Origin of the sequence: Psychroflexus salis (genome assembly GCF_014640175.1) — a bacterium.
In the GTDB taxonomy this organism is placed as follows: Bacteria; Bacteroidota; Bacteroidia; order Flavobacteriales; family Flavobacteriaceae; genus Psychroflexus; species Psychroflexus salis.
In genome coordinates this window covers 171,674-193,049 of sequence record NZ_BMGL01000001.1, presented here as the reverse complement: position 1 = coordinate 193,049, position 21,376 = coordinate 171,674, and the positions used below count along the sequence as shown (strand labels likewise).

The 21,376-nt window shown below is 33.9% G+C and carries 17 protein-coding genes and 1 tRNA gene; 11 read left to right on the top strand and 7 right to left on the bottom strand.

Features of this window, described 5'->3' with window-relative positions; translation table 11 throughout:
• Nucleotides 1–49 precede the first annotated feature (49 nt).
• Nucleotides 50–1,804 (bottom strand): aspartate--tRNA ligase, encoded by a 1,755-nt coding sequence (gene aspS / locus IEV63_RS00800; protein WP_188404851.1) that lies wholly within the window; start codon nt 1,802–1,804, stop codon nt 50–52.
• 359 nt (nt 1,805–2,163) lie between these two features.
• Between aspS and IEV63_RS00795 the strand changes: the two genes are divergently transcribed.
• Nucleotides 2,164–2,238, top strand: a tRNA-Pro gene (locus IEV63_RS00795).
• A gap of 130 nt (nt 2,239–2,368) precedes the next feature.
• Here the strand turns inward: IEV63_RS00795 and IEV63_RS00790 are convergent.
• Both IEV63_RS00790 and IEV63_RS00785 read right to left on the bottom strand, forming a co-directional pair.
• Nucleotides 2,369–4,789, bottom strand: a complete 2,421-nt coding sequence (locus IEV63_RS00790; RefSeq protein ID WP_188404850.1) for a tetratricopeptide repeat-containing sensor histidine kinase — start codon at nt 4,787–4,789, stop codon at nt 2,369–2,371.
• 47 nt (nt 4,790–4,836) lie between these two features.
• Nucleotides 4,837–5,565, bottom strand: coding sequence for a lysophospholipid acyltransferase family protein (locus IEV63_RS00785; RefSeq protein ID WP_188404849.1), 729 nt, complete (start codon nt 5,563–5,565; stop codon nt 4,837–4,839).
• A gap of 75 nt (nt 5,566–5,640) precedes the next feature.
• Here IEV63_RS00785 and trpS point away from each other — a divergent pair, with 75 nt between their 5' ends.
• Nucleotides 5,641–6,609, top strand: coding sequence for a tryptophan--tRNA ligase (gene trpS, locus IEV63_RS00780; RefSeq protein ID WP_188404848.1), 969 nt, complete (start codon nt 5,641–5,643; stop codon nt 6,607–6,609).
• A gap of 3 nt (nt 6,610–6,612) precedes the next feature.
• Here trpS and IEV63_RS00775 read toward each other — a convergent pair whose 3' ends face one another.
• Nucleotides 6,613–7,080 (bottom strand): CBS domain-containing protein, encoded by a 468-nt coding sequence (locus tag IEV63_RS00775; protein ID WP_188404847.1) that lies wholly within the window; start codon nt 7,078–7,080, stop codon nt 6,613–6,615.
• Nucleotides 7,081–7,305: 225 nt separating this feature from the next.
• Here IEV63_RS00775 and IEV63_RS00770 point away from each other — a divergent pair, with 225 nt between their 5' ends.
• From IEV63_RS00770 to IEV63_RS00730, 9 genes are all read left to right on the top strand, one after another.
• The gene (locus IEV63_RS00770; RefSeq protein WP_188404846.1) at nt 7,306–7,494 is read left to right on the top strand and encodes a YgaP family membrane protein; all 189 of its coding nucleotides are present in this window, start codon (nt 7,306–7,308) and stop codon (nt 7,492–7,494) included.
• Between the two features lie 91 nt (nt 7,495–7,585).
• Nucleotides 7,586–8,143 (top strand): YeeE/YedE family protein, encoded by a 558-nt coding sequence (locus tag IEV63_RS00765; RefSeq protein WP_188404845.1) that lies wholly within the window; start codon nt 7,586–7,588, stop codon nt 8,141–8,143.
• A gap of 12 nt (nt 8,144–8,155) precedes the next feature.
• The gene (locus IEV63_RS00760) at nt 8,156–8,569 is read left to right on the top strand and encodes a DUF6691 family protein (protein ID WP_188404844.1); all 414 of its coding nucleotides are present in this window, start codon (nt 8,156–8,158) and stop codon (nt 8,567–8,569) included.
• A gap of 155 nt (nt 8,570–8,724) precedes the next feature.
• Nucleotides 8,725–10,527 carry an excinuclease ABC subunit UvrC gene (gene uvrC / locus IEV63_RS00755; RefSeq protein WP_188404843.1) on the top strand — a complete coding sequence of 601 codons (1,803 nt, stop codon included), beginning with the start codon at nt 8,725–8,727 and terminating at the stop codon, nt 10,525–10,527.
• Nucleotides 10,517–12,790: a patatin-like phospholipase family protein gene (locus tag IEV63_RS00750; RefSeq protein WP_188404842.1), complete on the top strand. Its 2,274-nt coding sequence runs from the start codon at nt 10,517–10,519 to the stop codon at nt 12,788–12,790. The genes uvrC and IEV63_RS00750 overlap by 11 nt, the downstream gene beginning before the upstream one ends.
• 57 nt (nt 12,791–12,847) lie before the next feature.
• Nucleotides 12,848–14,002, top strand: a complete 1,155-nt coding sequence (locus IEV63_RS00745) for a homogentisate 1,2-dioxygenase (RefSeq protein WP_188404841.1) — start codon at nt 12,848–12,850, stop codon at nt 14,000–14,002.
• Between the two features lie 292 nt (nt 14,003–14,294).
• The gene (gene hppD / locus IEV63_RS00740) at nt 14,295–15,455 is read left to right on the top strand and encodes a 4-hydroxyphenylpyruvate dioxygenase (protein ID WP_188404928.1); all 1,161 of its coding nucleotides are present in this window, start codon (nt 14,295–14,297) and stop codon (nt 15,453–15,455) included.
• Nucleotides 15,456–15,647: 192 nt separating this feature from the next.
• On the top strand, nt 15,648–16,442 hold the full coding sequence (locus tag IEV63_RS00735; RefSeq protein ID WP_188404840.1) for a DUF3108 domain-containing protein: 795 nt from the start codon (nt 15,648–15,650) through the stop codon (nt 16,440–16,442).
• A gap of 72 nt (nt 16,443–16,514) precedes the next feature.
• On the top strand, nt 16,515–17,789 hold the full coding sequence (locus IEV63_RS00730; RefSeq protein WP_188404839.1) for a M23 family metallopeptidase: 1,275 nt from the start codon (nt 16,515–16,517) through the stop codon (nt 17,787–17,789).
• Nucleotide 17,790: 1 nt separating this feature from the next.
• Here the strand turns inward: IEV63_RS00730 and thiL are convergent, their stop codons facing one another.
• The 3 genes from thiL to hemH are packed head-to-tail and all read right to left on the bottom strand — an operon-like array spanning nt 17,791 to nt 21,288.
• Nucleotides 17,791–18,840 carry a thiamine-phosphate kinase gene (gene thiL / locus IEV63_RS00725; protein WP_188404838.1) on the bottom strand — a complete coding sequence of 350 codons (1,050 nt, stop codon included), beginning with the start codon at nt 18,838–18,840 and terminating at the stop codon, nt 17,791–17,793.
• A gap of 41 nt (nt 18,841–18,881) precedes the next feature.
• Nucleotides 18,882–20,249, bottom strand: a complete 1,368-nt coding sequence (locus IEV63_RS00720; protein WP_188404837.1) for an MATE family efflux transporter — start codon at nt 20,247–20,249, stop codon at nt 18,882–18,884.
• A gap of 4 nt (nt 20,250–20,253) precedes the next feature.
• Nucleotides 20,254–21,288, bottom strand: a complete 1,035-nt coding sequence (gene hemH, locus IEV63_RS00715) for a ferrochelatase (RefSeq protein WP_229737139.1) — start codon at nt 21,286–21,288, stop codon at nt 20,254–20,256.
• Between the last annotated feature and the right edge of the window lie 88 nt (nt 21,289–21,376).

The window sequence follows — 21,376 nt, the reverse complement described above, 5'->3', positions numbered from 1 at the left end:
GATTGTCATTTGTGTTGAGCCTGTCGAAGTAAAGGGTGTTAACCGAGAGCTATTTCTTTTCTACTTTAGCTAAATGCAATTCTGCCAGTTGTTTTTCATCAATAGCCGCTGGAGCATCGATCATGATGTCCCTTCCTGCATTGTTTTTTGGAAAAGCAATAAAATCGCGTATGCTTTCTTGTCCGCCTAAAATAGCGACTAATCGATCTAAACCGAAAGCAATTCCGCCGTGTGGTGGAGCTCCATATTGAAAAGCATCCATTAAGAAACCAAATTGTGCTTTGGCTTCTTCTTCAGTAAAACCTAAATAGTCAAACATTTGGGCTTGGGTTGCTTTATCGTGAATACGGATAGAACCACCACCGATTTCGTTTCCGTTTAATACCAAATCGTATGCATTTGCTTTTACAGCAGCAGGGTCGGTTGCTAATAATGGAATTTGTTCTGCTTTAGGTGAAGTAAATGGATGATGCATGGCATGGTAACGTTTAGTTTCTTCATCCCACTCTAATAAAGGAAAATCGACTACCCAAAGTGGGGCGAACTCACTTGGTTTTCGTAAGCCTAAGCGATTACCCATTTCCATTCGTAAAGCGCTTAGTTGAGCTCGAGTTGTATTTTTCTCACCAGAAAGTACAGCGATTAAGTCGCCTGGTTTCGCTCCCGTTTTTTCTGCCCATTGCGCTAAGTCTTCTTGGTTGTAAAATTTATCTACCGTAGATTTAAAGCTACCATCTTCGTTAAACTTAACATAGACCATTCCTTTGGCACCAACTTGTGGTCTTTGCACCCATTTTACCAAGGCATCTAATTCCTTTCGCGAGTAACTTGCACAGCTTGGAATGGCAATACCAACTACCAATTCAGCTTCATTAAATACGTTGAAATCTTTGTGTTGAGCAACTTCATTTAATTCGGCAAATTGCATTCCAAAACGGATGTCGGGCTTGTCGTTTCCGTAGGTTTGCATAGCATCATCGTAGGTCATTCTTGGGAAATCTTCCACTTTAATACCATTAATTTCTTTCAATAAATGTTTGGTTAAGCCTTCAAAAGTTTGCAAAATATCTTCTTGTTCTACAAAAGCCATTTCACAGTCAATCTGCGTAAATTCGGGTTGCCTGTCTGCGCGTAAATCTTCATCGCGAAAGCATTTAACAATCTGAAAATATTTATCCATTCCGCCAACCATCAAAAGTTGTTTGAAGGTTTGTGGCGATTGTGGTAGTGCGTAAAACTGTCCTGCATTCATACGGCTAGGCACTACAAAATCGCGTGCGCCTTCGGGTGTAGATTTTATTAAATAAGGAGTTTCTACTTCCACAAAATCTTGATTGCTTAAGTATTTGCGAACCTCCATACTGACCTTACTTCTAAATACCAATTTATCTTTAACCGGATTTCGTCTAATGTCTAAGTAGCGATACTTCATACGTAAATCTTCCCCGCCATCGGTTTCATTTTCAATGGTGAAGGGAGGTGTTTTCGATTCGTTTAGTACAATTAATTTTTCAACTAAAACCTCGATGTTTCCAGTAGGAATTGAATTGTTTTTCGATTCGCGTTCAATTACTTTTCCTTGTATTTGTATAACAAACTCACGTTGAAGCTTTCTTGCTTTTTCCATCATTTCTGCAGGAGTGCGTTCCGCATCGAAGACCAATTGTGTAATTCCGTAGCGATCGCGTAAATCTACCCAAATAATAAAACCTTTGTCTCTCGATTTCTGTACCCAACCCGACAAGGTGACATCTTGGTTAAGGTGTGATTGGCGTAACTCTCCGTTGGTATGACTTCTGTACATGAATTTGCTTTTTTACAAGCTGCAAAAGTAAGAAGTTCTTTGTTGAAAGCTTTGTTAAGGGGGCTGTTATTTTCTAAAAATGAAAAATGAATGGAATGTAAGATTAAAAGTAAGGATTAAACTATCTAATAGACTAAATTATTTGGGATGTAGCTTAGTCCGGTTAAAGTGTGCGTCTGGGGTGTGCAAGATGGGATGTTCTCCCTATACTTCTTAGCTTTCACCCCAAGTATTTTAGGCGGAATTGACTCTCAATTTATAAGATTTTTTATTTTAATCTTCATTTAAATATAATCTATTAACTTTCGCTAAAAGTCTTATAAAATTTAATTAAAAAAATTAAATTTACGCTTTCTATTCGGGATGTAGCTTAGTCCGGTTAAAGTGCGCGTCTGGGGGGCGCGAGATCGGAGGTTCGAATCCTCTCATCCCGACTTTAAGCCTTGCAAGTACAACTAAATTTTACTAAATAGTAAATTGATCATTTTTACCGCACACAAAGTTGTTCAGTAAATTGAGTAGTTTTTAGCTTGTCTTTTTATACAAAAAACATGCTTTGAAGCTTTATTTAGGGATGGTAAAACAAACAGTAGTCCCTTTTCCTGGTTTAGTATGTTTTACCCAGATTTCTCCACTGTTTTCTTCAACAAAAGTTTTGCATAATAGCAATCCGATACCCGAGCCTTTTTCGTTATTGGTACCAATAATAGAGTTTAATTCACCATTGAATACTTTTTGGGCTTGTTTTTTGGTCATTCCTATACCGTTGTCTTCTATACAAATTTCTGTATGGCTTTTTAATTCTTTAGCCGTAATTGTAATCTTGCCATTTATCTTACTGTATTTAATTGCATTAGAAATAAGGTTTCTAAAAATCAATTCTAAATTATTTTCGATAATCCAAACTTTTAAATTAGCATCGATAACTTTAATAAACTGAATTTTCTTATCATCTAAAGAAGTTTTGAATAAGGTTTCAACTTCATTAATTTTATCTAGGATAGCTACAAGTTTCTTTGTGCTTTGTTCATTTTTTATCAATTTGCTAGACCAGTTTAATAAATTATCGGTTAAAATTATAATCCGTTCAAGATTTTTATCTATTTCTGGCACCATTGTTTTTAATTCTTTTTCAGAAATTTCATTGCGAATACTCATTTCGAAAAAGGATTTTAATGTTTTTAGTGGACCTCGTAAATCGTGTGGAATTATTGAAAAAAGTTTGTTTTTTTCATCGTGTAATTTTTTTAATTCACGATTTTGATTTTCGATTTTTTCTTGGCTTTTTTGCAAACTTTGATAAGCTTTTTGTTCGTTGATTTTTAACTTTATAAGCAAGCCAATAATTATAATTAGGGCTAATAAAATAACGCTAAATAAAACAATTAAATTTTTTTGCCTGTTTATGGATACTTCTTTTTTTAAAATTTCAGTCTCGTTGGCCAGCTTTATTTCTTCTTCAATTACTTTAAATTCCATTTCTGCCTCTAGCCTACCAATTTCTCTGTTCTTTTCTTTATCGAATAACTCTGTAGAAACTTCGTTTATTTTTTTTTGATAATATAATGCTTCTGCATAATTTTTACTTGCTTCATGAGCTTCTACCAATATATTGGCTGCATAAATTACTTCATTGAAAATTTTTAATTCTTCTGCTGTTTGAATAGATTTTTCAGCTAATTCAATGGCCTTATTCCACTGTTTTTTATTCGCATAGATTTCAGCTAAGCTTGCATAGGTGTCGGTTAAACTATACTTTGCTGAGACTTTTTCACCCAATTTTTTTGCAACTTCGTAATAATTTTTACTAGCCAGTGTATCTTTAAGTTTTAGGTAAACATTAGCTATGTTATTGTACGTATTGGTTAAGTCGCTATTCGAGTTTTGTTCAATAAAATAAGCTTCTGCTTTTTTGTAAAGATTGAGTGCATCTTGAAGTCGCTGTAAATTATCTTCATCTCTTTCATATATTAAAGCAATATTCGAGATGCTTGCCATGTAGGTTCTCTGATCAATAGGTTCTGCAATAGCAGCAGATGCTTTATACATTTCTAAAGCTTTATCATAGCTTTCTAAGTTGTACCAACAGCTGGCAATATTGTTAAATACGATGCCTTGGTAACGTTTATTTTCAATTTTGTTAGCAATTTCTAATGCTTTTTGAAAGTTACGAATAGCTTCAGCATAGTCAGATTGCTTTCTATTAATGTTAGCAATATTGTTATAGGTAATAAACAAGTAGGATGGAGTTTTTAAATTTTCATAAATTTCCTGTGCCTTTAAAATGTTTTGTTTAGCTTCTTCAAAATTACCAGTTCGCTCTGCAACTATAGCATAGCCATTATAAATGTTTGCTTGTTGCTCGTAATTTTTTGTACTATTAGCTAACAGCATTGCTCTATCGTAGTAACTTTTAGCTTCTTTATATTCAGATCGGTTCGAAACATTATTTCCTAAGTTAACTAAGTTACGAACTATACTAATTGTATCTTTTCTTTTTTCGTTAATTGCTAATGCTTGTTTATATTTTTCTGAAGATTCTTTATATGCTCCGTAGGTATTTAAAACAAGACCATAATTATTATAAGCATTGGCTAAGCCTTTTAAGTTATCTTCTTCTTTGTAAATAGCAATAGATTGGTTTAAGTTTTTGTAACTCTGATCGATATTGCCTTGGTAATAATGATAAACAGCTTCAACTTTTAAAGCATCAGCAATACCATTTTTGTAATTTAATTCTTTGGCTAAGGAGATAGACTTTTCTGTAAATAACTTAATACTATCTGGCGAAGATTTAGTGTACAAATGTGCTAAATCATTATATAAATCTACTTTTTTATTATTATCAATCTTTATTGAATTGATTTGAAACTTTAAGCTATCAATTTTATGCTGCTGTGCTAATACACCAAAAGTTCCGATAAAATAAAGAAAAGCTAATAAATAGGTTTTCAATTGAAGTGTTTTACCATGTTTGTACTTCAAATATAGAATATTATCCTTATAAATTAAAGATTATACTACATTTAAAATTAATATTGAAGTTTACTTTTAATGCTTTGATATATATCAGCTTTCAATTTTAATTTGTCGTTTACTTCTAGATTTTTTGTAGGAACGAAGGGATGAATATAAGCTTTTAATACACCTGGCTTTCCTTTAAAAATGCTATAAGGGAAGTGTTTTTTGTTGTTTATAAACGAAATGGGTACAATCGGTATTTGGTGGTTTATTGCCAAACGAAACGCACCGTCTTTAAATGGAGCTAAGGTAATATGCTCATCGTCTGGCACTCCGCCTTCTGGGAAAATACAAATACTAGTGCCTTGATTTAAGCGGCGTTGACATTCTTCGAAAACAGCTTTCCTGCTTTGGGCAGAATTCCGGTCTACTAAAATACACGTGCGTTTATAAAAATAACCAAAAATAGGAAGTTTAGCTAACTCCTTTTTGCCCACAAAAACAAATGGGTTTTTTGAAACATAAAGCATTAGCATAATATCCATCATACTCGTATGATTAGCAGTTAGCATGTAGCTTTTTCCTTTTTCAATTTTTTGTTTTGCTTTTACTTTTGGTATAAATCCCATACCAAATAACATAGCCATACCCCAAATACGAGCAACCTTAAAAAAACAGGGATACCAATTTTCTTTTAATGTGCTAATAAACAAAAGTGGGAATAGGATAATAATGACGATTAGCATCCAGATGTAAAACCAAATTCTCCAAACAAGACTTAAAAAATTTACAACTATCATAGGTGTCAAAATTAGTAAAACAAGCGAATTTAAGAAGCAAAAACTTATATCTTTGAACAAAATTTAAAATCGACTATGTCAAGAATTTTAACCGGCGTACAAAGTACAGGAACTCCGCATTTAGGTAATTTATTGGGTGCCATCTTACCGGCAGTTACAATGGCTAACAAGCCTGATAATGAATCGTTTTTGTTTATTGCAGATATGCATTCATTAACCCAAATTAAAGATGCTTCTGTTTTAAAAAACAACACTTATTCTACAGCTGCTACGTGGTTGGCTTGCGGACTTGACATTAATAAAACTGTTTTTTATCGTCAAAGCGATGTTCCACAGGTAACGGAATTGGCTTGGTATTTAAATTGTTTTTTTCCTTATCAGCGCCTAACACTGGCTCATTCTTTTAAAGATAAAGCCGACCGATTAGAAGATGTAAACTCGGGTTTATTTACTTACCCTATGTTAATGGCGGCCGATATTTTGCTTTATGACGCTGAGGTTGTACCTGTTGGAAAAGATCAGCTACAGCATTTAGAAATTACGCGCGATGTGGCAAACCGTTTTCATTCTAAATTTGGAGAGACTTTTGTTATGCCCGATGCTAAGATTAGCGATGATGCTAAAATTATACCCGGTATTGATGGCGAAAAAATGAGTAAATCTAAAGGCAATACCATCAATATTTTTGAAAGTGACAAGAAGCTTCGCAAAACCATTATGAAAATTGAAACCGATTCTACACCTTTAGAAGAGCCAAAAGATACAACTACATGCAACGTATTTGCATTGTACAAATTGATTGCAAATCCTACTCAAACAGAAGCATTAAAAGCTAAATATGAAGCTGGTAATTTTGGTTATGGCCATGCTAAACAAGCACTTTACGAATTAATAGTAGAACGCTTTAAAAAAGAACGAGAAAAGTACAATTATTACATTCAAAACCTGGAAGAAGTAGATAATGCTTTACAATTAGGAGCAGAAAAAGCAAGCTTAGTTGCTAACAAAGTTTTACAGAGGGTACGAGCTAAACTGGGGTATTAAAAATTATTTTTTCCAGTGGTTTCCTGTAGACTCTAAGGCAACTTTCATTAAAGTTTTTTGGCTTAGTAGCCCTACTAATTTACCATCTTTAATTACCGGAAAACGTCTTCGTTTAAAATGAAGAAATTTATTAGCAACGTCAAAAACATTCTCGTCGGTTTTAATGCTTTGCACATTTCGACTCATTTTACTGCCTACACTTACGTCTGACATTGGCATGTTGTAATATCGTGAATCTGAAATTTGCTTTACACAATCGCCTTCAGAAATAACACCAATTACTTCATTTTTATCATTTATAAATGGTCCACCCGAAACTTTTTTCTGAATCATGATTTTCATAGCTTCAACTAAGCTCATTTCTTCTGTAAAAGTTACTATATTTTTTTGCATGCAGTTTTCTACTTTCATATTTTGTGTAAACGATTGTGTTTTTCCTACATGATTTCCTTGAAAGCTTTTAATACCCATAATTCAAATATTTGTTAACTAATATAGGCAAGATTCAACAAATATTAAAAAAGTTAACATTACTATAGTTTTCTGTAAGTGACTTTAGTTACCGAAAAACTAAAATCAGCATTTAATTTTGCACATAAATTTACTGGTATCCTTAATAACCTTTAACTCGTGTAAAGAAAAATAAGAGAACAACTCTTTCTATAAATTAGGATACACTTTTAAAAACAAATGAATATGAAAAATAGAATAGTACGTGGCGTGGCAGGAACTTTTATTTTAATTAGCGTGTTGCTTTCTGTTTACGTAAACATCAATTGGTTATGGTTTAACGCTTTTGTAGGTGCTAATTTGTTACAATCTTCTATTACCAAATGGTGTTTGTTAGAAGATATTTTATCTAAATTTTTTGGCATTAAAAACTAAATAAAACAAATCTTTTTTAGCGAATAATTAAAGTAACTTTAGTTACACTTCATGTGCGGTTTATCTTGTTAATTTGCAAAAAAAACTGCGAATGGATTTAATAATGGAACCTTGGCCTTGGTATGTATCTGGCCCACTCATTGCACTAACTATGTTTGTGCTGTTATTTGTTGGAAAACAATTTGGGATGTCTTCTAATCTAAGAACTGCTTGTAGCATCGGTGGGGCAGGAAAAGTATCTGAGTTTTTTAGATTTGATTGGAAAAGCCAACGTTGGAATTTAATTGTTGTTGCAGGTGCTATAATTGGAGGCTTTCTTGCCAACCAATATCTATCTAGTAATATTGTAGCTGTTAATCCTGAAATTGCAGAAAAATTAGAAACTTATGGAATAAATTCTGCCGGAGAGGCTTACTTGCCTACCGAACTATTTGGAGCAGAACAATTAACTAATCCTAAAGTTTTAGCTATTTTATTAATCGGCGGATTTTTTGTAGGATTTGGAGCAAGATATGCTGGCGGATGCACTTCTGGTCATGCTATTTCCGGTTTAAGTAATCTACAACTTCCATCTTTAATAGCTGTAATTGGCTTTTTTATTGGAGGTTTAGTAATGATTCACTTTTTGTATCCTATTATCTTCAACTAAAAAAACAATACAATGAAATCAATTATATATTTAATTATAGGTATCTTTTTTGGAATAATAATGTATAAATCTGAAGCTGCTTCATGGTTTAGAATTTACGAAATGTTTGAGTTTGGCTCCTTCCACATGTATGGTATAATTGGCTCAGCCCTTGCCATAGGAGTTGTGGGCGTAGCACTCATTAAAAAATTCAATATAAAAGCTATTGGTGGTCAAGACATGAGTTTAGCCCCTAAAGACAAAAGTATTTCTCGTTATTTGTTTGGCGGAATTTTATTTGGCTTAGGTTGGGCGCTAGCTGGAGCTTGCCCAGGACCCATGTATGTTTTGGTGGGAGCAGGCTTCTATCCAATTTTAATTGTTATAGGTGGAGCTTTGTTAGGAACTTTTGTGTACGGATTACTTAAAAATAAATTGCCCCACTAAATTTTTGAAAATAAAATTATAGAAATTGGCGTAGAATTTAATTCTACGCCAATTTGTTTTATATATTAAGCTTGTCCAAATTTCTTCACTTTTTTGCTTTTGCTTAAGTAAGCTCCCCATTTTGTTTATGTATTTTTGGTATAAAATAATAAAACGTGAGTACGCCTAATATTGAAGTGCAAATTAAAACCTTACCCAACGCTCCTGGAGTATATCAATATTTCGATAAAAATAAGCGTATACTTTATGTGGGTAAAGCTAAAAATTTAAAAAAACGTGTTTCATCTTACTTCAATAAACAACACGACAGCCATCGTATTGCGGTAATGGTTAGTAAAATAGAAGAAATCAAACACATTGTTGTTGCTTCTGAAACCGATGCGTTGCTGTTAGAAAATAACCTGATTAAAAAACTGCAACCCCGTTTTAACGTCATGCTTAGAGACGATAAAACTTACCCATGGCTTTGTATTAAAAATGAGCGTTTTCCGAGGGTTTTTTTAACCCGAAAAGTTATTAAAGATGGGAGTGAGTATTTTGGTCCGTATCCTAGTATTAAAACCGTTAAAACACTCTTGGAACTTATTAAAGGCTTATATAAATTACGTACCTGCAAGTACGATTTAGCAGAAGAAAAAATTCAAACTGGAAAATATAAAGTATGTTTAGAATACCATTTAGGTAATTGTGAAGGTCCTTGTGAAGATTTACAATCCGAAAAAAGTTATAACAAACAAATTGAAGCTATTCGGAAAATAGTAAAAGGAAATTTTAAAGATTCGTTAAACGATTTTAAGCAGCAAATGCAAGAGCTTGCAGAAAATATGCAATTTGAAGACGCACAACGCATCAAAGAAAAAATTCATGTACTCGAAAAATACCAGGCAAAATCTACGGTGGTTAACCCAAAAATTAACAATGTAGATGTTTTTTCTGTAGTTAGTGACGAAGGCTATGGCTACGTTAATTTTCTTCAACTATCACATGGAGCAATTATTCGTTCGCATACCATTGAAATGAAGAAAAAGTTAGATGAATCTGATCAGGAATTATTAGAATTAGGCATTACTGAAATTCGTCAGCGATTCAATTCGCCTAGTAAAGAAATTTACGTACCATTCCCAGTTGAAGCTGGTGAAGAAATAAAGGTAACTATACCTAAATTAGGCGATAAAAAAGCCATTGTAGATTTGTCCATTCGAAATGCAAAATACTTTAGAATGGAACGCTTCAAACAAATGAAAATTGTAGATCCAGACCGGCACGTAAATCGCTTAATGGCACAAATGAAACAAGATTTACGATTACATCAAGAGCCAAGACACATAGAGTGTTTCGACAATTCTAACATTCAAGGAAGCAATCCAGTAGCAGCTTGTGTAGTCTTCAAAAATGGGAAACCTAGCAAAAAAGATTACCGAAAATTCAATATTAAAACAGTTGAAGGACCAGACGATTTTGCTTCTATGGAAGAAGTGGTTTTTCGTCGCTATCGCCGTTTATTAGAAGAAGATGAAGCTTTGCCGCAACTCATAATTGTCGATGGTGGAAAAGGCCAACTTTCGTCTGGAGTAAAAGCATTGGAACGTCTGGATTTGCGCGGTAAAATTGCCATCATAGGAATTGCCAAACGCTTAGAAGAATTGTTCTATCCTGGCGATAAATATCCATTGTACCTCGATAAAAAATCTGAAACTTTAAAAGTTATTCAATACCTCAGAAACGAAGCTCATCGCTTCGGTATTACCTTTCATCGCGATAAGCGCAGCAAGAATGCATTGGGAACAGAATTAGAAGAAATTGAAGGGATAGGTGAAAAAACTGCTGTAAATTTGCTGAAAGAATTTCGTTCTATAAAAAATATTAAATCGGCTTCTAAAAAAGAAATAGCATCTGTTGTAGGTGAAGCTAAGGCTCAATTAATTAAAGTACATTACCAAAAAGCCAATGAAATTTAAATTTGTTTTATTATTCTTTTTTTCTGTACATATTTTGTTTGGTCAGCAGGACACAGTACACAAAAATAGTATGGAGTTAACTACCGATAAATTAAAAGTTGGCGTAGTACTTAGTGGTGGTGGTGCAAAAGGTTTGGCGCATATAGGAGCTTTGCAAGTAATTGAAGAAGCAGGAGTGCAAATCGATTATATTGCTGGAACCAGTATGGGAGCAATAATCGGTGGTTTGTATGCAGCTGGCTACTCACCAAAACAACTCGATTCAATTTTTTATGCTACCGATTTTAATAAATTAATTCGAGACGAATTGCCCAGAAACGCCAAAACATATTTTGAACGCAAAGAAGACGAAAAATATGGGTTGAGCTTAAATTTCGATAATTTTAAACCTAGCCTACCTTCTGGGCTTTCAAAAGGGCAAAATGTTTACAATTTTCTTGCTCAACTAACGGCTCATGTAGAAACCAACGAGTTTAAAGATTTACCCATTCCTTTTTTTTGTGTAGCTACTAACCTAGAAACCGGTGCCGAAATAATAATGGATCAAGGTTCATTGCCTTTGGCTATTTCGGCAAGTGGTGCTATTCCTTCGGTATTTAGGCCAATACAAGTAGAAGAAGAATTGTTAACCGATGGTGGTGTGGTAAACAACTTTCCTGTTGAAGAATTAAAAAAACGTGGTGCAAACTTTATTATTGGCGTAGATGTTCAGGATAGTTTGTATACTAGAGAAAAGTTGAAAAATGGTCTGGATGTAATGACGCAAGTATCTAATTTCAGAATGATCAATGCCATGAAAAATAAAAGAGAATTGGTAGATGTATTTATTCGTCCCGATATAAAAGAATTTTCCGTATTAGATTTCGATAGAGGTGAAGAAATAATTAAAAATGGAGTTTTTGCAGCTTCTAAACAAATAGCAAGTCTACAAAAAATAGCTAAACAACAAAAACACACAACTACTTATCGAAAACCTATTCATGCAAAAGATTCGCTTACAGTAAATAATATAAATATTAGCGGCAATACACTTTACCCTAGAAGTTATATTTTAGGAAAAATTCAATTAAATGAAAACCTTCAAACTTCTTATAAAGACTTCAATAATGGTTTAAACAATCTTTCGGCTACTCAAAATTTTGACCGAATTCATTATCAAATTGAAAAAGATGAAATTGGAAACACAAAATTAAAGCTCGACGTAACCGAGTCCAAAGTTAAACGTTTATTGCGTTTTGGTGTGCATTACGACGACCTGTACAAATCTGCTTTACTTGTAAATTTTACCCAAAAAGGACTTTTGTTTAATAACGATATTGCTTCGATAGATTTTGTTTTAGGCGATAATTTTAGGTATAACTTCGACTATTATATCGATAAAGGAAAATATTGGAGCATTGGTTTGCGGTCACGGTTTAACCGTTTTGAAAACAACGTAGATTTTTCGTTTGTACAAGATGTTATCGGAAATACATTTGAAGAATTTAATGTAAATAAAATACAATTGCTTAACCAAGATTTTACCAATCAAATTTATGTAGAAACCTTATGGTTAAATCAATTTCAATTTGGCTTAGGGCTAGAACAAAAATTGCTTCGAGCAAAAACAGAAACTATTTTAGCTAATACAGAAGACCAAGAAGATGAGTTAGAAACTGTAATTGAAGAGTTTAATTTATTAAGTGCTTTTGGGTATATAAACTTCGACACTTTAGACCATGGGTATTATCCTACAAAAGGCATTCGCTTTTATACAGATATGCATATTTATTTAACTTCGATTTTAAAAAGCAATACCATTTCTCAATTTTCGATAGTTAAAGGTCAGATAGATTATGCATTTCCAATTGCCAACAGACTTTCATTAAAAATTGGCACAGAAATGGGCTTGCGCATTGGTAACGAAACGCTCGCTGGACTTAATTTCTTTTTGGGTGGCTTTGGTAATCGGCCTATTAATAACTTCAGACCGTTTTATGGCTACGATTTTATTAGTCTTTCTGGTAATGCCTATATTAAAGGAAGTTTTGATGTATTCTATAATTTTTATAAAGAACATTACCTTATTTTTAGTGGTAATTACGCTAATGTTGGTAATGATTTGTTCAATTCTACAGAAAGCTGGTTAACAACTCCAAATTTTAGCGGTTACGCATTGGGTTATGGTTTAGATACTTTTATTGGTCCATTGGATTTAAAATATAGTTATTCACCAGAAGTAGATTCCTTTCTTTGGTTTATTAGTTTAGGGCATCGTTTTTAATAAAAATCTCAAAAAGTTTCCCTAATTTTCACGATATTTGTAGAAAAGCAAATAAATATGCCTTTCTATCACAAACTTGGTAAAATACCACACAAGCGACATACGCAGTTTAAAAAACCAGACGGTAGTTTATACTACGAACAATTATTTGGTACAATTGGTTTCGACGGAATGTCTTCTAATCTATACCACGAACATCGACCAACACAGGTAAAAGAAATTGGAAATCGAAAAAATGTAGCCCCTAAAATTGCCGACCATAACAACATTCAATCTTATCGTTTTCGCGGTTTTGAAGTTCCGCAAATTTCCGACTACTTAGAAAGCCGAAAAACGGTGTTAATCAATAAGGATTGCAGTATTATTCTTGCAGCACCAAAAGCTTCAACTGAAAAGTATTTTTACAAAAATGCAGATGCAGACGAAATGATTTTCGTTCACCGTGGAACAGGAAAATTACGTACACAATTTGGAAATTTAAACTTCAAATATGGCGATTATTTAATCATTCCCCGAGGCACCATTTATAAATTAGATTTTGAGGGAGAAGATAATCGTTTTTTTATTGTTGAGTCAAGAAGACCGATTTACACACCCAAACGTTACCGAAATTATTTTGGCCAACTCTTAGAACATTCGCCATTTTGTGAACGCGATATCCGAAGACCAGAAGAATTAGAAACCCATAACGAAAAAGGAGCGTTTTTAATGAAAATTAAAAAACAAGATGAATTAATCGATTTGGTTTATGCTACTCATCCGTTTGATGTAGTGGGTTACGATGGATACAATTATCCATATGCATTTTCCATTCATGATTTTGAACCGATTACAGGCAGAATTCACCAGCCACCACCGGTGCATCAAACTTTTGAAACCGATGCTTTTGTGGTTTGTTCCTTTTGTCCGCGTTTATACGATTACCACCCAGAAAGCATTCCTGCTCCCTACAACCACAGTAATATTGATAGCGACGAAGTATTGTACTATGTAGATGGAGATTTTATGAGCCGAAATGATATTGAAGCTGGACATATTTCTTTGCATCCAGCCGGCATTCCGCACGGACCACATCCAGGAGCAACAGAACGCAGTATCGGAAAAAGAGAAACCGAAGAATTAGCTGTAATGGTGGACACCTTTAGGCCGCTTAAAGTAACCGAAGATGCCATGAAAATTGCCGATGGTGATTATTTTAAGTCTTGGCTGTAATTCAAGAATATGCTAATTTGATGATTTGAAAAGTAATCATGTTTGGTTTTTGTTTTAGGTTCGAGCTGAGTCGAGAACCTAACAAAGCCAAAAATTCAAGAACAATGTAAAGCGCTGTTACTAGAATATATTTTAAATCAATTATCAATAGCATTAATAAGAAAATATATAAAAGAAACACAATTTAAACCAATAGAAGATAAAATTGAAGAATTTCATAAAATGACTTCCAGCTTTCAAAACACCCTGGAATAGTCTTTTTTCTAATGTCTTTCAACTATTAAAATAAAATATCATGAAAAAAGTAGAATCAGTAAATTACGGACTCGAAAAAATATTTAAAGATGCGCAGGATTTCTTGCCATTGTTAGGAACCGATTATGTAGAATTATACGTGGGCAACGCCAAACAAGCAGCTCATTTTTATAAATCAGCCTTTGGTTTTCGGTCGCATGCCTACAAAGGTTTAGAAACAGGAAGTAAAGACAGTGTGTCCTATGTGTTAAAACAAGACAAAATCCGACTGGTATTAACTTCACCATTAAACTCTAAAAATCCAATTAATCAACATATAGTTAAACATGGTGATGGGGTAAAAGTAATCGCACTTTGGGTAGAAGATGCCAAACAAGCTTGGGAAGAAACTACCAAACGCGGAGCCAAATCTTTTATGGAACCTACAGTAGAAAAAGATGAACATGGCCAAGTAGTCCGTTCTGGAATTTATACCTACGGAGAAACCGTTCACTTATTTGTAGAACGTAAAGATTACAACGGTAGTTTTTTACCTGGTTTTAGAAAATGGAAATCAGCCTACCAACCTGAACCTGTTGGACTGAAATTCATCGACCATATGGTAGGTAATGTAGGTTGGAACGAAATGAACACTTGGGTAAAGTGGTACGAAGATGTAATGGGCTTTGTAAATTTCCTTTCGTTTGACGATAAACAAATCCATACCGAATATTCTGCTTTAATGAGTAAAGTAATGAGTAATGGTAATGGTAGAATTAAATTCCCAATCAATGAACCAGCTGAAGGGAAGAAAAAATCACAAATTGAAGAATACTTAGATTTTTATGAAGGATCTGGCGTTCAACACATTGCTGTAGCTACCGATGATATTGTAAAAACTGTTTCCGATTTAAGATACCGCGGTGTTGAATTTTTATCTACTCCACCAGAAACCTACTACGATGCTATACCAGGAAGATTAGAAGAGTTTAGCCACGAATTGCGAGAAGACTTAAAAACCTTACAAAGCCTAGGTATAATGGTCGATGCAGACGAAGAAGGCTACTTATTACAAATTTTTACCAAACCAGTACAAGACCGTCCAACTTTGTTTTTCGAAATTATCCAACGTATGGGCGCACGTGGATTCGGTGCAGGTAACTTTAAAGCATTGTTCGAATCGATAGAGCGTGAACAAGGACTTCGTGGCACGCTGTAATTTTTTTTACTTCTAGTAAATGCCATGAATGCATTGATAAACACTAATGCATTCATGGCTTTTACTTTTTGAAAATTTGCGGAATGTATTTTGTAGGTAACTAAAAAAGAAACATCAAATATTAATTAAAACTACTTTCTATTTGAATATTTTCATTTTACTTTGAAGAGTTAAGTAATTAACCTATTCTATATGAAATTTCAATTTTTATATTTTTTAAATTTGCTTTTGTTATTTAGCATAGGTTTTTCGTCTAATGCACAAAATAAACAGGCTTTCAAATCGGGCGAAGAGCTTAAATTTAAAGTAAAATATGGTTGGTTTAAAACATCCGAAGCTACATTAAGTATTTCGAGCACGAGTTTAGATGGTGTGCCAGTTTATCGCATTCACGGCTACGGAAAATCTACAGGAATGTTAGATTGGTTTTTTAGAGTACGTGATAATTTTGAAAGTTATATAGACCAAAAATCAGGTTTTCCATTAAAATTTATACGCAAAACAAACGAAGGTGGTCATCGTAAAGATCGAATGATTCAGTTTCAGCATCATTTAGATTCAGCAATTGTAAATGACTATAAACGCAAAACCAAATCTACCCATTACATTAAAAAAGAAACACAAGACATGCTTTCCGCTCTCTACACCCTTCGAAACACTGTAGATGAAAATAATTTAAAAGAAGGTGAAGTCTTTTTATTAAACTTATTCTTCGATGAAGAAAACTTTGGTTTTAAAGCAAAATTTTTAAGAGAAGAAGTTATAGAAACAGACTTCGGAAAAGTAAAAACTCTTGTTTTTAGGCCCTATGTTCAAGCAGAACGAGTTTTTAAAGAAGAAGAAAGCGTAACCATTTGGGTTAGCAAAGACCAAAACAAAATACCGCTAAAAATTGAAGCAGATTTGGCTGTAGGGTCTATTACTGCAAGTTTAGATTCGTACAAGAATCTGGCTTATCCTTTTACAGCACTTCTTCAAAATGAATAGAGAAATTAACGCATTTTAATCTAAGTCCTTAATTTATGTAGTATTTTTGCTATGTTTTAAATTATAAAAAACATGAAAAGTAGTTTTCTTGTATTCAGTTTTTTAATGGCTATTTTATTCGCTTCTTGTGAAGATGAAAAAACCCCCACCGAAAAGGCTGAATTAATCACTAAAAATAAAAGTAAAAAAGCTAAGCTTAAACCAGTTGTCGTTCAGGAATATGGAATGACTTTAAGCGATTTTAATTTTGAAAGAGACACCGTTAAAAATGGTGATTTTTTTGGAAATATTATGGATAAAAATGGAGTAATGCCTGGTAAAGTTTATCAAATTACCGAAAGCATTCCAGATAGTATTTTTAATTTTAAACGCATAAATGTAGGAAGGCCGTATACACTCTTAAAAAGTAAAGATTCCCTTGCAAAAACACTTGGTTTTATTTATGAGCACAATGCAATAGATTATACCAAAGTGTTTTTTGGAGATAGTATTTATGCAGAAAAAGGAAAAAAACCAGTTACTATAAAACAAAAGATAGCTACTGGTGTAATTACAAGTTCACTTTCTAATGCTATAGATGAAGCTGGAATTAGCTATGAAATTACAAGTCGATTTGCCGATATTTACCAATGGAGTGTCGATTTCTTTAGGCTTCAAAAAGGAGATCAATTTAAAATTATTTACAACGAGAAATTTATAAACGACAGTATTTTTGCTGGTGTAGAATCGATTGATGCTGCGATTTTAAATCATAAAGGTCGCGAATTCTATGCTTTTAATTTTCTAGTAGATGCTAAAGTAGGTCGCTATGATTATTTTGATGAAGAAGCGGTTACGCTGCGAAGTTTCTTTTTAAAAGCACCACTGCAGTATTCAAGAATTTCATCGCGCTACAGTCCTAGACGATTTCACCCTGTTCAAAAACGCTGGAAAGCACACAAAGGTACAGATTATGCAGCAGCAACAGGAACGCCAATTTGGTCTACCGCAGACGGTACGGTTATAAAATCAAGCTATACCAGAGGAAATGGAAATTATGTAAAAGTAAAACACACCAATAAGTACACTACCCAATATTTACACATGTCTAAACGTGCTGTTAAGGTAGGCGATTACGTAAAGCAAGGAGAAATAATAGGTTATGTAGGAAGCACAGGATTAGCTACTGGCCCGCATGTTTGTTACCGTTTTTGGGTAAATGGTAAGCAAGTAGATCCTTATAAACAAGATTTGCCCGACGCTGAACCTATGGAAGAAAACATGAAGCCGAGTTACTTCGAGTTTATTCAACCTTTAAAAGAAAAACTAGACCAAGTAGATTATGTAGAAATTGCAGAACAAGCTTAGTTTATTTTTCTTTATCCATACTATTCCAGCCCATAGCTTGTATAGGCAATTTTGTATTAGCTCTTGTAACTAAATGAATACCTTCACTGGCTTCAGTAATGTGTCCAATTACGCTTAGATTGGGATTGCCTTTAATTTTATCGTAATCGTTTTGGTTAATGGTGAAAAGTAGCTCGTAATCTTCACCACCATTTAAAACTACGGTTGTACTATCTAATTCAAATTCTTCACAAACCGAAATTAAAGCTGGATCTATTGGTAATTTATCTTCAAATAAATTGGCACCAACGCTTGAGTTTTTACAAATATGAATCAATTCTGAAGACAAACCATCGCTAATATCGATCATGGCTGTTGGTAACACTTCTAATTGTTCCAAAAGTTCAGGAATATCTTTTCTGGCTTCGGGCTTCAATTGGCGTTCTACTAAATAAGTATATTTTTCTAAATCTGGTTGATTGTTAGGGTTTACTTTAAATACTTCTTTTTCACGCTCTAAAACTTTCAATCCCATAAAAGCACTGCCTAAATCTCCAGAAACTAGAACCAAATCGTTTGGTTTTGCTCCACTTCTGTAAGTTATTTTTTCCTTTGGAGCTGTACCAATAGCAGTAATACTTATGCTTATTCCTTTTACAGCCGAAGTAGTATCTCCACCTATAACATCTACTTTATAGTTTTGTGCAGCTAGTTGAATACCAGCGTACAATTCTTCAAGAGCTTCAACAGTAAAACGGTTAGAGCAAGAAATAGAAACGGTAATTTGGGTGGCTTCAGCATTCATAGCATACACATCAGATAAGTTCACCATTACTGCTTTGTAGCCTAAATGCTTCAACGGCATATAACTCAAATCGAAATGAATACCTTCAACTAACAAGTCTGTGGTAACTACTATTGGATTTTTATGCTCTAAAACAGCAGCATCATCGCCAATGGATTTAAGGGTGCTGTTGTGTTGAATAACAAAATGTTTAGTAAGGTGATCGATTAAACCAAATTCTCCAAATTCTGAAAGTTTGGTTTTACTATCTTCGGTATTGTTAAACATGAGTTTGCGTTTAAATTTTTGCAAAAGTACAAAATCGTAAACTATTCTAACTGCTCTGTAGTTTCAGTTTCAATTAAGGTATTTTTTATTTCTTTATTCAGAAAATATCCTGTAACAATAGTCGAAATTAAATCGGCTAATGGAAAAGATAACCAAACACCAAGTTCTCCAAAGTACTTAGGAAGGATTAACAAGAGCGGAATAAAAAAGAAACCTTGTCGAGTTAAGGTAAGAAGTAAGGCTGGTACGGCTTTTCCGATGGCTTGAAAATATGCTGAACCAATTAATTGAAGTGCAATAATTGGAACAGCAGCAAAAACCCATCGCATGGCGCTAGGTGTAGAAGCTAACACGGCTTCTTCTTGGGTAAACACAGAAACGATTTCAGTTGAAAATGTCATAATGCAAATAAAAACAACAATAGCGACTGCCGCTGCATACCATATGGCTTTGTTAATGCTTTCGCGAACCCGAGTATATTGTTCGGCACCATAATTATATCCAGCAATTGGCAAGAAGCCTTGGGTAACACCAAGTACAGGAAATAACGCAAACATGAGCATTCGGGCTATTATTGCGTAAGTAGTTACCGAAGATTCTCCACCCAATTCAAATAGAATATTATTTAAAAGCAAGTAAGTTAAGCTAACTACAGCTTGTCGAGAAAGCGTAACGAAGCCAAGCGCTCCAATTTCTTTTAAAATATTTAATTTGAGTTTAAAATGTTCCCACTTTACTTTTAATTCTGAATTTTTGGAAAGGAAAAACCATAATATGTACCCCATACATAAAACATAAGACCCTGTTGAAGCCCAAGCCGCACCAAACATTCCTAAGTCTAAAATATTGATAAAAATATAATCCATCAATAAATTTCCAACCGATGGAATAATCATAGCAACCATTGCAAATTTGGGTTTTCCTTCAGCTCGAATAACTGAGTTGCCCATCATAGCTAATCCTAAGATAGGGACGCCGTACAAAACAATGCGGTAGTATATTTTGGCAGGTTCAAAAATTTCACCTTTTCCACCAAAAGCAGGAATAAGCTGGTCGATAAAAACCAAACCTATAACAACCATGCTAACAGTAACTAATAAGGTAATGCTAATTTGGTTTCCAAAAGTTTGCAGTGCTTTTTCTTGATGATTTTTACCTAAAGCTCGCGATATAATTGAAGAGCCACCAATACCAATGGCCATGCCCAGAGCGGCAATAAAAAATGAAACCGGTAAAACCACGTTAATGGCCGCAATAGCAATAGATCCAATCCAATTGCCTACAAAAATAGTATCGACTAAAATATTAATCGACATAACTAAAATGCCGATAGACGCAGGAACCGATTGCCTAATTAATAATTTTGCGATGGATTCCTTACCTAATTCTGCCGAAGTTATTCTTGCCATTTTTTTAGTTTACGGCTTCTACTTCTTGTTTTGCCCATTCATCAATCCAACGGCTTAAAGTCTTAACCCAATCTTCTCGATCGTTTAAACATGGAATTACTGTAAACTCTTTTCCGCCATTCTCTTCAAAAATTTCTTCGCCTTCCATGGCAATTTCTTCTAAAGTTTCTAAACAATCTGAAACAAAGGCAGGAGTTACAATAGCCATTTTTTTGGTGCCTTCTATAGCCATTTTTTCAATTGTGCGGTCGGTGTATGGTTGTAACCATGGATCGAAACCCAAACGGGATTGAAATGTAGTAGAAAAAGTTCCTTCTTTTAAATTGAGTTTTTCGCCTACTAATCGTGTTACTTCATAACATTGATGTCGGTAACAAAATTGATGTGCTTTAGATGGTGTTTGGCAACATTTACCATCTAGTTTACAATGACTTTTGGTAATATCGCTTTTGCGAATATGTCGTTCTGGAACACCGTGATAACTAAATAGAAGATGTTCGTAATCCAAATTATCTAGTTTTTCAGCAATGCTTCTGGCTAAAACCGTAATATAGTCGGGATGATTATAAAAAGGAGGTAAAACGGTAAACTTCATTTCAGGATAATGTTCTCTCCGTATTTCTTCAGCTAAAGCAATAATTGTTTCGGTAGTAGCCATGGCATATTGAGGGTAAAGTGGAGCTAGCAAAACTTCGTTTACACCTTTGTTATGTAATTCTTTTAAGCCGTTAGCAATAGAAGGTTCGCCATAGCGCATAGCCAATGAAATTGGCACGCTGGTAAATTGATCTATTTTTTCTTGAAGCCGTTCTGACAATACAATTAGTGGAGAACCTTCTTCCCACCAAATTTTAGAATAAGCTTCTGCCGATTTTTTTGGACGTGTATTTAAAATAATACCCTTTACTAAAATAGCTCGTAAAATATATGGTAAATCGATTACACGCTCATCCATTAAAAATTCTCCTAAGTAATTTTTTACATCTTTTGGATCTGTACTTTTAGGAGATCCTAGGTTAACTAATAAAACACCTTTCATAATTTTTAATTTTAGAAAACAAAAACTAAATCTTTGTCTTGTAATTTTATTCTGCGCAAGTTAGTATAGTTGTGGTGAAATGAATTAC

Excerpts from the sequence above, each read along its gene's own strand:
- IEV63_RS00760 (WP_188404844.1), top strand. The coding sequence starts at position 8,156 with ATGAAATCAATTATATATTTAATTATAGGTATCTTTTTTGGAATAATA.
- IEV63_RS00720 (WP_188404837.1), bottom strand. The coding sequence starts at position 20,249 with ATGGCAAGAATAACTTCGGCAGAATTAGGTAAGGAATCCATCGCAAAA.
- IEV63_RS00730 (WP_188404839.1), top strand. The coding sequence starts at position 16,515 with ATGAAAAGTAGTTTTCTTGTATTCAGTTTTTTAATGGCTATTTTATTC.
- IEV63_RS00745 (WP_188404841.1), top strand. The coding sequence starts at position 12,848 with ATGCCTTTCTATCACAAACTTGGTAAAATACCACACAAGCGACATACG.
- IEV63_RS00735 (WP_188404840.1), top strand. The coding sequence starts at position 15,648 with ATGAAATTTCAATTTTTATATTTTTTAAATTTGCTTTTGTTATTTAGC.
- IEV63_RS00775 (WP_188404847.1), bottom strand. The coding sequence starts at position 7,080 with ATGGGTATTAAAAGCTTTCAAGGAAATCATGTAGGAAAAACACAATCG.
- IEV63_RS00750 (WP_188404842.1), top strand. The coding sequence starts at position 10,517 with ATGAAATTTAAATTTGTTTTATTATTCTTTTTTTCTGTACATATTTTG.
- IEV63_RS00785 (WP_188404849.1), bottom strand. The coding sequence starts at position 5,565 with ATGATAGTTGTAAATTTTTTAAGTCTTGTTTGGAGAATTTGGTTTTAC.
- IEV63_RS00770 (WP_188404846.1), top strand. The coding sequence starts at position 7,306 with ATGAAAAATAGAATAGTACGTGGCGTGGCAGGAACTTTTATTTTAATT.
- trpS (WP_188404848.1), top strand. The coding sequence starts at position 5,641 with ATGTCAAGAATTTTAACCGGCGTACAAAGTACAGGAACTCCGCATTTA.
- aspS (WP_188404851.1), bottom strand. The coding sequence starts at position 1,804 with ATGTACAGAAGTCATACCAACGGAGAGTTACGCCAATCACACCTTAAC.
- thiL (WP_188404838.1), bottom strand. The coding sequence starts at position 18,840 with ATGTTTAACAATACCGAAGATAGTAAAACCAAACTTTCAGAATTTGGA.
- hemH (WP_229737139.1), bottom strand. The coding sequence starts at position 21,288 with ATGAAAGGTGTTTTATTAGTTAACCTAGGATCTCCTAAAAGTACAGAT.
- IEV63_RS00765 (WP_188404845.1), top strand. The coding sequence starts at position 7,586 with ATGGATTTAATAATGGAACCTTGGCCTTGGTATGTATCTGGCCCACTC.